We start from the raw sequence: 13,090 nt of genomic DNA, 5'->3' as shown, positions 1-13,090 counted from the left end.
AATGCCTCCGAGGCAGTCGGCAATAGGCAATAGGCAGTCGGAAATCTGAAGGCTCGCGGCACCGCGCCCCACTCAAAACTCCGCTCTACCACCCAACCCGATTGCCGACTGCCTATTGCCGACTATCGGATCACCGCGTCACGAACACCGTGACCAGCGGCTTCTTGCCCCAAGCTTCGTTGGCGGCGGCGCGCACAGCGCGGCGCACGGATTCCTGCACGAGGTCCAAATCTTTTCGGCGCTGGCGGGGGATGGAGTCCACCGCGCCGATTGCCGCATCGAGCATCAATTCTTCCATGTCCTCGCCCCTGGCGTCGACGCCGGCAACGCCGATCGAGACGAGGTCGGGGTCGCCGGCAAGCTCGTAGCGCTCGTCCAGAACGACATTCACGGCCACATGGCCGGCGTAGGACAGCTTCCTGCGGTCGCGGATGCCCATCGCCTCGTCGGTTCCGACCAACTTGCCGTCCTTGTAGACGCGGCCGAACGGAATCCGGTCGATGATGGTGGCCGCGCCCGGCCACAGCCTCAGCATGTCGCCGTCGCGCACCTGCGCCACCTGGCCGATGCCGGAGGTCGCCATCAGCGAACCCTGCGCCACGAGATGCGCCGCTTCGCCGTGAACCGGCACGCCGATCTTCGGCCGCACCCATTCGTACATCTGCCTGAGTTCGCTGCGCCGCGGATGGCCCGACACATGGACGAGCGCATCTCCGTCCTCGATGATCTTCATGCCGAGGTCGATCAGGCGGTTCTTGATCTCCAGGATCGCCTTCTCGTTGCCGGGAATGGTGCGCGAGGAAAAGATGACCGTGTCGCCCGCCGTCAGCGCCACCGCCTTCATCTCGTCGCGCGACAGCTTGGCAAGTGCTGCCAGCGGCTCGCCCTGGCTGCCGGTGCAGATGATGACGAGGTTCTCGCGCGGAATGAAGCCGTAGTCCTCTTCCGAGATGAACTCGGGCAGCCCGTCCATGTAGCCGAGCTCGCCCGCCACGTCGACGACGCGTTTGAGCGAGCGGCCGAGCAGCAGGCATTGCCGTCCGGCGTCGCGCGCGGCTTCGGCGATGGAACGGATGCGCCCGACATTGGAGGAGAAGGTGGTGACGGCCACCCTGCCGTCGGCACGGCTGATGATCTCCTTAAGGCTCGCGCCGACCGCCTGCTCGGTGGGAGATTGCCCTTCCCTGAGCGCGTTGGTGGAATCGCAGACCAGCGCCAGCACGCCCTTGTCGCCATAAGCGCGAAAACGCGCCTCGTCCGTCTTGGGGCCAATGGCGGGCGCGAGGTCGATCTTCCAGTCGCCGGTATGGACGACCGTGCCGGCTGGCGTCGTGATCGCCAACGAAAACGGCTCGGGAATGGAGTGAGAGACCGGGATCGGCTCGATCTCGAACGGTCCGACCGTGAATTTCTCGCCTGCCCGGAAGACCGTCACCGGAATTTTCGGCGCGCCCTGCTCACCCTGTCGCTTGGCTTCCAGCATACCGGCACTGAACGGGCTCATCCAGACCGGCGCCTTCAACCTCGGCCAGATCTCGTGCAGCGCGCCATAGTGATCTTCATGCGCATGCGTGATGACGATGCCGCGCAGACGGTCGAGCCGTTCCTCGATGAAGCGCGTGTCGGGCAGGATAAGGTCGACGCCGGGATGCGCGGCGTCCGGAAAGGTGACGCCGACGTCGACCACGAGCCACTCGCGATCGTCCGGCGGGCCATATCCGTAGAGGGCGAAATTCATGCCGATCTCGCCGACGCCGCCGAGCGGCGCAAAGACGAGATCCGTGCTGTTCTCGTTCGCCATGAGCATCCTTTCCTGTCAGGCCGCGCCGGCCGAAGCCACCGCGCCGAAATGGACATCGCCGGCGGCGATGGTCTGCCTGTTGCCGTTCCTGTCGCGGATCACGAACCGGCAGTCCGCGTCAATAGTCTCGAAGGTGCCACGCACGACACTCCCGTCAATCCTGACAGCAACCTCGCTGCCCAGCCCCGCCGCGCGCTCCAGCCAGCGGTCGCGGATGGCGGCGAGGCCCCGCCCCTCGTTCCACAAGCGCGCGTTCGCGCCCCAGGCGTCGGACAGCGCCAGGAACAGGGTTTCGGCGTCGCAGGCCGAGCCCAGGGCCTTCAGCGATGTGGCGGGATACGGCAGGTCATCCGGATAGGCCACGACGTTGACGCCGATGCCGACGGCAACAGCGAACAGGCCGCTCGCAAGCTGCGTCGATTCCAGCAGGATGCCGGCGAGCTTGGCGCCCGAAGCCAGAACGTCGTTCGGCCATTTCAACTCGAAGCGATCGCGGCCGCGTTGCGCGCCGTCGATCCCGATAGCCAGCCGCGCCGACGGCACCGCCGCATCGAGCGCATCGGCCAGCGACAGCCCGGCGACAAACCCCAACGTGGCGGCCTGTTTCAGATCGCGTCCGGCAACGAGAAGCAGCGTCGCGGCAAGGTTGCCTTCCGGCGTCGCCCAGGCGCGGCCGCGCCGTCCCCGTCCGCTCTCCTGCTTCTTCGAAACGATCCAGAGTTTTCCCGGATCACCGGCCCGCGCATGGTCGAGCGCCAGCACGTTGGTGGAACCGACGACGTCGTGCGCTTCGAGGCGGTAGCCTTCGGATTCCGCTGTGGGCGCGAGACGAAAACCGGTCATTCGCTCTAGAAGAACGACTTCGCCGCTGCCTCGGCATAGGCGGCGATCGGCCCGCCGATCAGCACGTAGAACAGCACGAAAGCGCCGGACAGGCCGAGCACGACGCGCAGTTCGCCCGCCATCGGTTGAAACGCGCCGACCGACTCGTCGAACCACATGATCTTGATGATGCGCAGGTAATAGAAAGCCGCCACCACCGAGGTCACCACGCCGATCACGGCGAGCGGATAGAGTCCGGCATTGATCGCCGCCAGGAACACGTACCACTTCGCCCAGAAGCCCGCGAGCGGAGGAATGCCGGCCAGCGAGAACAGCAGGATGGTCAGGACGGTGGCCATCACTGGATTGGTGCTCGATATGCCGGCCAGATCGTCGATGCTTTCGACCTGGGTGTCGTTGCGGCGCATGGCGATGATGAAGGCGAAGGTGCCGAGCGTCATGGCGACGTAGATCAGCATGTAGAGAATGACGCCGCGCACGCCGGCCTGGCTGTTGGCGGCGAGACCGACAAGGCAGAAGCCCATATGGCCGATCGAAGAATAGGCCATCAGCCGCTTGAAGTTCTTCTGGCCGATCGCCGCGAAGGAGCCCAGTGCCATCGAGGCGATGGAAATGAAGACGAAGATCTGCTGCCAGTCGGCGGAGACCGGCTTGAAGGCCTCCATCGTCACCCGCAGGATCAGCGCCATCGTCGCCACTTTCGGCGCCACAGCGAAAAAGGCCGTCACCGGGGTCGGCGCGCCCTCGTAGACGTCCGGCGTCCACATGTGGAACGGCACCGCCGATATCTTGAAGGTCAGGCCGGCAAGAATGAAGACGAGGCCGAACAGCACGCCGACCTGGCGACCGGAACCGCTGACGGCCTCCGCGATCCGGCCAAAATCGACGCTGCCGGTGAAGCCATAGGTCAGCGAGATGCCGTAGAGCATCATGCCGGTGCCGAGCGCGCCGAGCACGAAGTATTTCAGGCCGGCCTCGCTGGAGCGGGCATTCTCGCGATTGATTGCGGCAACGACATAGAGAGCCAGCGATTGCAGTTCGAAGCCGAGATAGAGCGAAATCATGCTGTTGGCCGAGATCATCAGCATCATGCCCAGCGTCGAAAGCATGACCAGCACGGGATATTCGTAATTGTCGTAGCGTTGCGCTCGCGCATAACCGATCGACATCACCAGCGTCACCGCGGAGCCGAGCAGCGTCACCAGCTTCATGAACCGGGCGAAATCGTCCTGCTTGAAGGCACCGTCGAAGGCGGTACCCTGCCCGCCGGCAAGCCACATCCAGAGACCGGCGACGGCGATGACACAGACAGCGAGGCCGTTGACCAGTCCGCTGGTGTTTTCGCGCGCATAGGCGCCCGCCATCAGCAGGGCGAGCGCGCCGACCGCCAGGATCAGTTCCGGCGTCGAGAGCGAAAGGCTGGAAAGGAGGTCCAGTGACATCGATTGCTCTCTCAGTTGGCCGACGCCGTCTGCGCGGCGTTCAGCGATGCGGTGACGTCGGTGACGAGCGCCTTGACCGATTGCGCCGTCGCGTCGAAGACCGGCGCCGGATAGACACCGAAGAAGATCACCAGCACGATCAGCGGATAGAGGATCGTCTTCTCGCGCGGCGACAGGTCGAGCAGCGTCTTCAGGCTGTCCTTGGTCAGCGCGCCGAAGATGATGCGGCGGTAGAGCCACAGCGCGTAGGCCGCCGACAGGATGACGCCGGTGGCGGCGAAGAACGCCACCCAGGTGTTGACCCGGAAGACGCCCAGCATCGTCAGGAACTCGCCGATGAAGCCGCTGGTGCCCGGCAAGCCGACATTGGCCATGGTGAAGATCAGGAAGGCCACGGCGTATTTCGGCATGTTGTTGACCAGCCCGCCATAGGCGGCGATCTCGCGTGTATGCATGCGGTCGTAGATGACGCCGACGCACAGGAACAGCGCGCCCGAGACCAGACCGTGCGACAGCATCTGAAACAGCGCGCCCTGGATGCCTTCCTGGTTGATGGCGAAGATGCCCATCGTCACGAAACCCATATGGGCGACGGAGGAATAGGCGATCAGCTTCTTCATGTCCTCCTGCATCAGCGCCACCAGCGAGGTGTAGATGATGGCGACGACCGACAGGGTGAAGACGAAGGGCGCGAAGTAGGCCGACGCCTCGGGGAACATCGGCAGCGAGAAGCGCAGGAAGCCGTAGCCGCCCATCTTCAACAGGATGCCGGCCAGGATGACGGAGCCAGCCGTCGGTGCCTCGACGTGCGCGTCCGGCAGCCAGGTGTGGACCGGCCACATCGGCATCTTCACCGCGAAGGAGGCGAAGAAGGCCAGCCATAGCCAGGTCTGCATCGAGACCGGGAAATCGTGCCGCAGAAGCTCGGTGATGTCGGTGGTGTGCGCCTGGAAGAACATCGCCATGATGGCGAGCAGCATCAGCACCGAGCCGAGCAGCGTGTAGAGGAAGAACTTGAACGAGGCATAGACGCGCCGCTTGCCGCCCCATACGCCGATGATGATGAACATCGGGATCAGGCCCGCCTCGAAGAAGACGTAGAACAGCACGATGTCGAGCGCGCAGAACACGCCGACCATCAGCGTCTCGAGCAGCAGGAAGGCGACCATGTAGGCCTTGACGCGCTTGTCGATCGCTTCCCATGAGGCCAGGATGCAGAACGGCATCAGGAAGGTGGTCAGGATGACGAACAGCATCGAGATGCCGTCCACGCCCATGTGGTAGGAGATGCCCGAATCGAGCCAGCCGTGCTTCTCGACGAACTGGAAGCCGGGATTGGACGTGTCGAACCCGGTCCAGATGAAGATCGAGACGATGAAGGTGACGATCGTCGTCCACAGCGCGATCATGCGGATGTTGCGCACCGCCGCCGCACCCTCGCCCTGCACGAACAGGATGAGCAGCACGCCCACCAGCGGCAGGAATGTGACCGTGGAGAGAATGGGCCAGTCGGACATCAGAGCATCATCCAGGTGACGAGAGCGGCAACGCCGATCAGCATGGCGAAGGCGTAGTGGTAGAGGTAGCCGGTCTGCAGCTTGACCACGCGGTTGGTGACATCGACCACCCAGGCGGAAACGCCGTCCGGTCCGAAACCGTCGATGATCGCACCGTCACCCTTCTTCCAGAGCGTGTAGCCCAGCCATTTCGCCGGCCGCACGAACAGGAAGTCGTAGAGCTCGTCGAAATACCATTTGTTGAGCAGAAAGGCGTAGAGGCCGCGGTGACGCTCGGCCAGTTCCCTCGGCGCGCGCGGATTGCGGATGTAGAACTGCCAGGCGACCAGGAAGCCGAAAATGGTGACGACGATGGGGGCGAGCTTCACCCACAACGGCACTTCTTCCATTTCGTGCAGCACATGATTATCCGGCAGCGTGAACAGTGCCGCTTTCCAGAAGTGGGCATAGCCCTCGCCGACGAAATAGTTCGAGAACAGCGCGCCGGCGAACACAGCGCCAGCCGCCAGCACGAACAGCGGCACCAGCATCACCAGAGGCGATTCATGCACATGATGCATCGTCTCGTGATCGGCGCGCGGCTCACCGTGGAAGGTCATGAAGATCAGCCGCCAGGAATAGAACGACGTGAAGCCGGCGCCGATCACCAGCAGGACGTAGGCGAAGGTGGCCATCGCGTTCTCGCCGACGAAGGAGGCCTCGATGATGGCGTCCTTGGAGAAGAAGCCGGCGAAGCCGATCCAGGTCATCGGGATGCCGACGCCCGTCAGGGCCAGCGTTCCGATCACCATCATCCAGTAGGTGATGGGGATGAGTTTGCGGATGCCGCCCATCTTGCGCATGTCCTGCTCGTCCGACATGGCGTGGATGACCGAACCCGAGCCGAGGAACAGTAGCGCCTTGAAGAAGGCATGCGTGAACAGGTGGAAGATCGCCGCCCCGTAGGCGCCGACGCCCAGCGCCACGAACATGTAGCCCAGCTGCGAACAAGTCGAATAGGCGATCACGCGCTTGATGTCGTTCTGCACCAGACCGACGGTCGCCGCAAAGAAGGCGGTGATGGCGCCGATGAAGGTCACCACTGTGAGCGCCGTATGCGACAGCTCGAACAGCGGCGACAGGCGCGCCAGCATGAACACGCCGGCCGTCACCATGGTGGCGGCGTGGATCAGGGCGGAGACCGGCGTCGGGCCTTCCATCGCATCGGGAAGCCAGGTGTGCAGTGGCACCTGCGCCGACTTACCCATCGCGCCCATGAACAGCAGCAGGCAAACCACCGTCATCGCTGCCTGCTTGTCCAGCGCATGGCCAAGGAAGGTCAGCACCGCACCGCCCTGCGCGGCCGCCTCGCCGCCTTCGGCGGGAATGAACGAGGCCGCGTTGGCGAAGATGGTGCCGAGATTGAGGGATCCGAACAGCACGAACACGCCGAAGATGCCGAGCGCGAAGCCGAAATCGCCGACGCGGTTGACGATGAAGGCCTTCATGGCGGCTGCGTTGGCCGACGGCTTCTTGTACCAGAAACCGATCAGCAGGTAGGAGGCGAGACCCACGCCTTCCCAGCCGAAGAACATCTGGATCAGATTGTCGGCCGTTACCAGCATCAGCATGGCGAAGGTAAACAGCGACAGATAGGCGAAGAAGCGCGGCCGGTGCGGGTCGTGGTGCATGTAGCCGATCGAATAGATGTGTACCAGCGACGACACGGTGTTGACCACGATCAGCATGACCACGGTCAACGTGTCGATGCGCAGCGACCACGCCGTATCGACGCCGCCCGACTGGATCCAGCGCAGCAGCGGCACCGTGAACACCTCGCCGTCGCCGAAGGCCACGGTGAAGAAGGCGATCCAGGACAGCACGGCCGCAATCACCAGCAGGCCGGACGTGATGTATTCGGAAGCCTTGGCGCCCAGCGAATTGCCGAACAACCCGACGACCAGGAACCCGATGAGGGGCAGAAAAACGATGGCCTGATACATTCCTCAGCCCTTCATCATATTCACGTCTTCGACCGCGATGGTGCCGCGGTTGCGGAAGAAAACCACGAGAATGGCAAGCCCGATAGCGGCTTCGGCCGCCGCCACCGTCAGCACGAACAGCGCGAACACCTGGCCGACCAGATCGCCCAGCGACGCCGAGAAGGCGACGAAGTTGATGTTGACCGAAAGCAGGATGAGCTCGATCGACATCAGGATGACGATGACGTTCTTGCGGTTCAGGAAAATGCCGAACACGCCGAGCGTGAACAGGATCGCCGAGACGGTGAGGTAGTGCGCGATTGTGACAGTCATCTCAGATGCCCTTCCCCGTCTCGACCTTCTTGATCTCGATGGCCGTTGCCGGCGTGCGCGCCACCTGCTCGGCGATCGACTGGCGCTTGACGTTCGGCTTGTGGCGCAGCGTCAAGACGATCGCGCCGATCATCGCGACCAGAAGCACCAGGCCGGCGATCTGGAAGTAATAGAGGTAGTCCGTATAGAGCACGTCGCCGAGCGCAGCCGTGTTGGACCGTGCCGCCAGGTCGGGGATCGGTTGCGCCACCGTCGAGGCAAGCTGCGGCGCGAAAGTATAGCCGCCGAGGACGACGATCAGCTCGATTGCAAGGATGATGCCCACCAGCGCGCCGATCGGCGCGTATTGCAGGGCGCCGCTCTTCAGTTCGGCGAAATCCACGTCGAGCATCATGACGACGAACAGGAACAGCACCATCACCGCGCCGACATAGACGACAAGCAGGATCATCGCCAGGAACTCGGCGCCCGTCAGCAAGAACAGCCCCGCCGCATTGAAGAAGGTGAGGATCAGGAACAGCACGGAATGGACGGGATTGCGCGCGGCGATGACCATGAAAGCCGACGCCACCGCGATGAAGGCGAAGAAATAGAAGAAGATCGCCTCTAGGCCGTTGAGCATGGGTTCCCCCGGGTTCCTGTTCCCGACTCCGCCCCGCCTCCGGGTCGCGAAATCGCGTGTTCCTTAGACGAGCCTTGCCGGCACGTCCATGTTTCCTGTCTTCGGTCTCTCCCCGTGAATGGAGAGAGGAGTGCCGGTCTCACCTGTAAGGCGCGTCCAGTGCGATGTTGCGCGCCAGTTCGCGCTCCCACCGGTCACCGTTGGCCAGCAGCTTGTCCTTGTCGTAGTAGAGTTCCTCGCGCGTCTCCGTCGCGAACTCGAAATTCGGCCCCTCGACGATCGCGTCGACCGGACAGGCTTCCTGGCAGAAGCCGCAATAAATGCACTTCACCATGTCGATGTCGTAGCGCACGGTGCGGCGCGTGCCGTCGTTGCGGCGCGGGCCGGCCTCGATGGTGATGGCCTGCGCCGGGCAGATCGCCTCGCACAGTTTGCAGGCGATGCAGCGTTCCTCGCCGTTCGGATAGCGGCGCAGCGCGTGCTCGCCACGGAAGCGCGGAGAAGTCGGCCCCTTCTCGTGCGGATAGTTGATGGTTTCCTTGGGCGCCACGAACTGGCGCAGGCCGAGCAGATATCCGCCGACGATGTCCTTGAGCAGCAGGCTCTTGGCGGCTTGTGAGAGGGCACCCATCAGGCAAGTCCCGTGATCTTGAGGAAAGCGGCGGTGAGCACGACCATCGCCAGCGAGATCGGCAGGAACACCTTCCAGCCGAGCCGCATCAACTGGTCGTAGCGATAGCGGGGCAATACCGCCTTCGCCATGGAGAAGATGAAAAAGACGAAGCAGACCTTGAGCACGAACCAGATCACGCCCGGAACCCATGTGAAGGGCGCGACGTCCACCGGAGGCAGCCAGCCGCCGAGGAACAGGATCGTGGTCAGCGCGCACATCAGCACCACCGCGACGTATTCGCCGAGGAAGAACAGCAGGAACGGCGTCGAGGAATATTCGACCATGTGACCGGCAACGAGCTCGGATTCGGCCTCCACCAGATCGAAGGGCGGCCGGTTGGTCTCGGCCAGCGCCGAGATCATGAAAATCACGAACATCGGCAGCAGGCCGAGCCAGTGCCAGTCGAGGAAAGTGTTGACCGGCACGCCGAGATGAGTGCCCAGCCCGTCCTGCTGCGACAGCACGATGTCGGTCATGTTGAGCGAGCCGACGCACAGGAGCACGGTCACGATCACGAAGCCGATGGACACCTCGTAGGACACCATCTGCGCGGCCGAACGCAGGGCGCCGAGGAACGGGTATTTCGAATTCGACGCCCAACCGCCCATGATGACGCCATAGACTTCCAGCGAGGAGATCGCGAAGACGTAGAGGATGCCGACATTGATGTTGGCAACCGCCCAGCCGTCGTTGACAGGGATGACCGCCCATGCCGCGATCGCCAGCACCGCGGAGACCAGCGGCGCCAGCAGGAACACGCCCTTGTTGGCGCCGGACGGAATGATCGGCTCCTTGAAGACGAACTTCAAAAGGTCCGCAAAGGACTGCAGCAGGCCGAAGGGACCAACCACGTTCGGACCGCGCCGCAACTGCACCGCCGCCCAGATCTTGCGGTCGCCGTAGAGCAGGAAGGCGATGATGACGAGCAGGACGACGATCAGCACGACCGACTTCAGCAGGATGATCAGCGCCGGCAGGACGTAGAAGGAGAAGAAGGAATCCATGTCTACTCTGCCGCCTGCTGGAAACCGTTTTTCGCCAGCGCCGAGCATTCGGCCATGACGGCCGAGGCTCGCGCAATCGGGTTGGTGAGGTAGAAATCGATCACCGGCGAGGTGAACGCACCCTTGCCCAGCCGGCCGCCGAGCTTGGCTGCGCGAGCAATGTCGTCCGTACTGCCGGGCGCGATCTGGTCGATGCGTGCCAGGTGCGGATACTCGCCATAGAGCCTGGCGCGAAGCTGCGCCAGCGAATCGAACGGCAGCTTCCTGCCGAGCACGTCCGACAGCGCCCTGAGGATCGCCCAGTCTTCCTTGGCCTCGCCAGGCGCGAAGCCGGCGCGGTTGGTCATCTGCACACGGCCTTCCGTGTTGACGTAGGTGCCGGACTTCTCGGTGTAGGCCGATGCCGGCAGGATGACGTTGGCGCGGTGTGCGCCGGCATCGCCATGTGTGCCGATATAGACGACGAAAGCGCCACCGGTCTGGCCCATATCCAATTCGTCGGCACCGAGCAGGAACAGAACTTCGCTGTCACCCAGCATGCCGGCGACGTCCTTGCCGCCCTCGCCCGGCACGAAACCGATGTCGAGGCCGCCGACGCGTGCAGCCGCGTTGTGCAGAACGGCCAGACCGTTCCAATCGGGCGTGACGGCGCCAACAGCCGTGGCGAGCTTGGCGGCAAGGCCCAGAACGGCTGCGCCATCAGCGCGGGCAAGCGCGCCCTGCCCCACGATGACAAGGGGTTTTGACGCTTTCTTCAACGTCTGGAAGAACTTGCCGTTGCCGTCGGCGAGGTCCTTCAGCGTTTCGGTTCCCGCGCCAAGCTGTTCATAATCGTAGCGCAGGTCGCCGACATCGCCGATGACGCCGACCGGCAGCACGGTGTCGCCGCGCCAGCGCTTGCGGATGCGGGTATTGAGCACCGACGCCTCGAAGCGCGGATTGGCGCCGATGATCAGGACGGCATCGGCGTCCTCGATGCCCTCGATGGTCGGGTTGAAGATGTAGCTGCCGCGGCCAAGCGCTGGGTCGAGCGCCGCGCCGTCCTGCCGGCAGTCGATATTGGCGGAGCCGAGCGACTGCATCAGCAGCTTGAGAGCGTACATTTCCTCCACCGCCGCGAGATCCCCGGCGATCGCGCCGATCTTCTCGGGCGAGGTCTTGGCAACGGCATCCTTGATGGCGGCGAACGCTTCGCCCCATGACGCGGCGACGAGCCTGCCGTCCTTGCGCACATAGGGCCGGTCGAGACGCTGGGTGCGCAGCCCGTCCCAGATGAAGCGGCTCTTGTCGGATATCCACTCCTCGTTCACCTGGTCGTTCTCGCGCGGCATGATGCGCATCACCTCACGGCCGCGCGAATCCACGCGGATCGACGAGCCGACCGCGTCCATCACGTCGATGGATTCGGTCTTGTTCAGCTCCCACGGCCGCGCCGTGAAGGCAAAGGGTTTCGACGTCAGCGCGCCGACCGGGCAAAGGTCGACGACGTTGCCCTGCAACTCTGACGTCATCGCGCGTTCGAGATAGGTGGTGATCTCGGCATCCTCGCCGCGGCCGATCAGGCCAAGCTCGGAGATGCCGGCAACCTCGGTGGTGAAGCGGACGCAGCGCGTGCAGTGGATGCAGCGGTTCATCACCGTCTTGACCAGCGGGCCGATATACTTGTCCTCGACCGCGCGCTTGTTTTCCTTGTAGCGCGAGGAATCGACGCCGAAGGCCATCGCCTGGTCCTGTAGGTCGCACTCGCCGCCCTGGTCGCAGATCGGGCAATCGAGCGGATGGTTGATGAGCAGGAACTCCATCACCCCTTCGCGCGCCTTCTTCACCATCGGCGTGTTGGTGAACATTTCGGGCGCCTCGCCGTTCGGGCCGGGGCGCAAATCGCGCACGCCCATGGCGCAGGACGCCTGCGGCTTGGGCGGGCCGCCCTTTACCTCGACCAGACACATGCGGCAGTTACCGGCGATCGACAGCCGCTCGTGGAAGCAGAAGCGCGGCACTTCCGCGCCGGCCGCCTCGGCCGCCTGCAGCAGCGTGTAGTGGTCGGGTACCTCGATCTCTTTCCCGTCGACCTTGAGCTTAGCCATCATCTGTCTCCGGCGGCCTGTGCCGCCTCATATGCCTTGAACAGGTCGCCGACCTGCACGCCGTCGATCATCACCGTGCCCGGCATCGCGTCCGGTTTCATGCTCACGGCCCCTACCCCGCCGTTCCGGTATGAACGGCAAGCGTCGCCGCCTGCTCCTGCCAGCCGTCCCGGCCGATGCGTCCCGCAAAGCCGAGATGGTCTTCCATCCAGGCAACTTCCTCAGCCGTCCAAGCCGAAATCTGGTCATAGGTCCATACGCCGAGACCGTTCAGCACCTGCTCCAGCTTCGGTCCTATTCCCGCTATCGCCTTCAGGTCGTCGGGCGCAGCGGGACGCGCGAGCGTCTTCGGCTGGCGGCCATTGCCGGCGGTCATAGGAACTTCGGCAGCCGATGTCGCGGCAGTACCCGCCACGGCCGCAACCCGCGCTGCCTGCACCTTTCCGTCCGCAGCGGCTGCCGTCGTGCCCAGCCCGCGCGCGGACGAAGCCTCCGCCTTCCTCGCGGCCAGGGCCTTCGTCTTGTCGATCAGCGCCCGCCGTTCAGCGGCTTCGTCGCGGATCGCGGAATGCCTCGGATGCTCGATGAAGGCATCGTCGCCGTCCGGCGCGACATCGACCCGCTGAAAAAGCCTCTGCGAAATTTCCGCCGCGCCGGTCAGGGCGCCCATCCAAGCGCCGAAAGCCTGGCTGGCCAGCCCGACGCCGAGCGCCGACAGGGCCGCCGCACCGGCCAGCGGATGCGCCATCAGATTGGCCGCGCCGGCCAGTTCCTTCGGCATCTCGATTTCGCCCCGCTTGCTCAAAG

The 13,090-nt window shown here is 64.1% G+C and carries 11 protein-coding genes; all 11 read right to left on the bottom strand.

Going from position 1 to position 13,090, the window contains the following annotated elements:
• Positions 1-130: 130 nt before the first annotated feature.
• The 11 genes from ABMA46_RS12890 to ABMA46_RS12840 all read right to left on the bottom strand — a co-directional run bounded on the left by ABMA46_RS12890 (position 131) and on the right by ABMA46_RS12840 (position 13,088).
• Entirely contained in the window at positions 131-1,801 is a 1,671-nt protein-coding gene (locus ABMA46_RS12890; RefSeq protein WP_348999870.1) for a ribonuclease J, read from the bottom strand.
• 15 nt (positions 1,802-1,816) lie between these two features.
• Positions 1,817-2,644 (bottom strand): biotin--[acetyl-CoA-carboxylase] ligase, encoded by an 828-nt coding sequence (locus ABMA46_RS12885; protein ID WP_348999868.1) that lies wholly within the window; start codon positions 2,642-2,644, stop codon positions 1,817-1,819.
• 5 nt (positions 2,645-2,649) lie between these two features.
• Positions 2,650-4,086, bottom strand: coding sequence for an NADH-quinone oxidoreductase subunit NuoN (nuoN, locus tag ABMA46_RS12880; RefSeq protein WP_348999866.1), 1,437 nt, complete (start codon positions 4,084-4,086; stop codon positions 2,650-2,652).
• 11 nt (positions 4,087-4,097) lie between these two features.
• On the bottom strand, positions 4,098-5,603 hold the full coding sequence (locus tag ABMA46_RS12875; protein ID WP_348999864.1) for an NADH-quinone oxidoreductase subunit M: 1,506 nt from the start codon (positions 5,601-5,603) through the stop codon (positions 4,098-4,100).
• Positions 5,603-7,585, bottom strand: coding sequence for an NADH-quinone oxidoreductase subunit L (gene nuoL / locus ABMA46_RS12870; RefSeq protein WP_348999862.1), 1,983 nt, complete (start codon positions 7,583-7,585; stop codon positions 5,603-5,605). The genes ABMA46_RS12875 and nuoL overlap by 1 nt, the downstream gene beginning before the upstream one ends.
• Positions 7,586-7,588: 3 nt before the next feature.
• The gene (gene nuoK, locus ABMA46_RS12865; RefSeq protein WP_348999860.1) at positions 7,589-7,897 is read right to left on the bottom strand and encodes an NADH-quinone oxidoreductase subunit NuoK; all 309 of its coding nucleotides are present in this window, start codon (positions 7,895-7,897) and stop codon (positions 7,589-7,591) included.
• A 1-nt stretch (position 7,898) separates the two neighbouring features.
• Complete coding sequence (locus tag ABMA46_RS12860) at positions 7,899-8,519, bottom strand: NADH-quinone oxidoreductase subunit J (RefSeq protein ID WP_348999858.1); 621 nt, start codon at positions 8,517-8,519, stop codon at positions 7,899-7,901.
• A gap of 139 nt (positions 8,520-8,658) precedes the next feature.
• A complete protein-coding gene (gene nuoI / locus ABMA46_RS12855; RefSeq protein ID WP_348999857.1) occupies positions 8,659-9,150 on the bottom strand; it encodes an NADH-quinone oxidoreductase subunit NuoI in 492 nt (163 codons plus the stop codon).
• On the bottom strand, positions 9,150-10,196 hold the full coding sequence (gene nuoH, locus ABMA46_RS12850) for an NADH-quinone oxidoreductase subunit NuoH (RefSeq protein ID WP_348999856.1): 1,047 nt from the start codon (positions 10,194-10,196) through the stop codon (positions 9,150-9,152). The genes nuoI and nuoH overlap by 1 nt, the downstream gene beginning before the upstream one ends.
• A gap of 2 nt (positions 10,197-10,198) precedes the next feature.
• Positions 10,199-12,283, bottom strand: coding sequence for an NADH-quinone oxidoreductase subunit NuoG (gene nuoG / locus ABMA46_RS12845; protein WP_348999854.1), 2,085 nt, complete (start codon positions 12,281-12,283; stop codon positions 10,199-10,201).
• 112 nt (positions 12,284-12,395) lie between these two features.
• Positions 12,396-13,088, bottom strand: coding sequence for an NADH-quinone oxidoreductase subunit E (locus tag ABMA46_RS12840; protein WP_348999853.1), 693 nt, complete (start codon positions 13,086-13,088; stop codon positions 12,396-12,398).
• Between the last annotated feature and the right edge of the window lie 2 nt (positions 13,089-13,090).

The sequence above is a fragment of the Mesorhizobium hunchu genome, assembly GCF_040081975.1.
Lineage (GTDB): Bacteria > Pseudomonadota > Alphaproteobacteria > Rhizobiales > Rhizobiaceae > Mesorhizobium > Mesorhizobium hunchu.
The sequence above is the reverse complement of the archived record's forward strand: the minus strand, read 5'-3'. Positions and strand labels throughout refer to the sequence as shown.

Coding starts and splice junctions, on each gene's coding strand:
- ABMA46_RS12890 (WP_348999870.1), bottom strand. CDS start 1,801: ATGGCGAACGAGAACAGCACGGATCTCGTCTTTGCGCCGCTCGGCGGC.
- ABMA46_RS12885 (WP_348999868.1), bottom strand. CDS start 2,644: ATGACCGGTTTTCGTCTCGCGCCCACAGCGGAATCCGAAGGCTACCGC.
- nuoN (WP_348999866.1), bottom strand. CDS start 4,086: ATGTCACTGGACCTCCTTTCCAGCCTTTCGCTCTCGACGCCGGAACTG.
- ABMA46_RS12875 (WP_348999864.1), bottom strand. CDS start 5,603: ATGTCCGACTGGCCCATTCTCTCCACGGTCACATTCCTGCCGCTGGTG.
- nuoL (WP_348999862.1), bottom strand. CDS start 7,585: ATGTATCAGGCCATCGTTTTTCTGCCCCTCATCGGGTTCCTGGTCGTC.
- nuoK (WP_348999860.1), bottom strand. CDS start 7,897: ATGACTGTCACAATCGCGCACTACCTCACCGTCTCGGCGATCCTGTTC.
- ABMA46_RS12860 (WP_348999858.1), bottom strand. CDS start 8,519: ATGCTCAACGGCCTAGAGGCGATCTTCTTCTATTTCTTCGCCTTCATC.
- nuoI (WP_348999857.1), bottom strand. CDS start 9,150: ATGGGTGCCCTCTCACAAGCCGCCAAGAGCCTGCTGCTCAAGGACATC.
- nuoH (WP_348999856.1), bottom strand. CDS start 10,196: ATGGATTCCTTCTTCTCCTTCTACGTCCTGCCGGCGCTGATCATCCTG.
- nuoG (WP_348999854.1), bottom strand. CDS start 12,283: ATGGCTAAGCTCAAGGTCGACGGGAAAGAGATCGAGGTACCCGACCAC.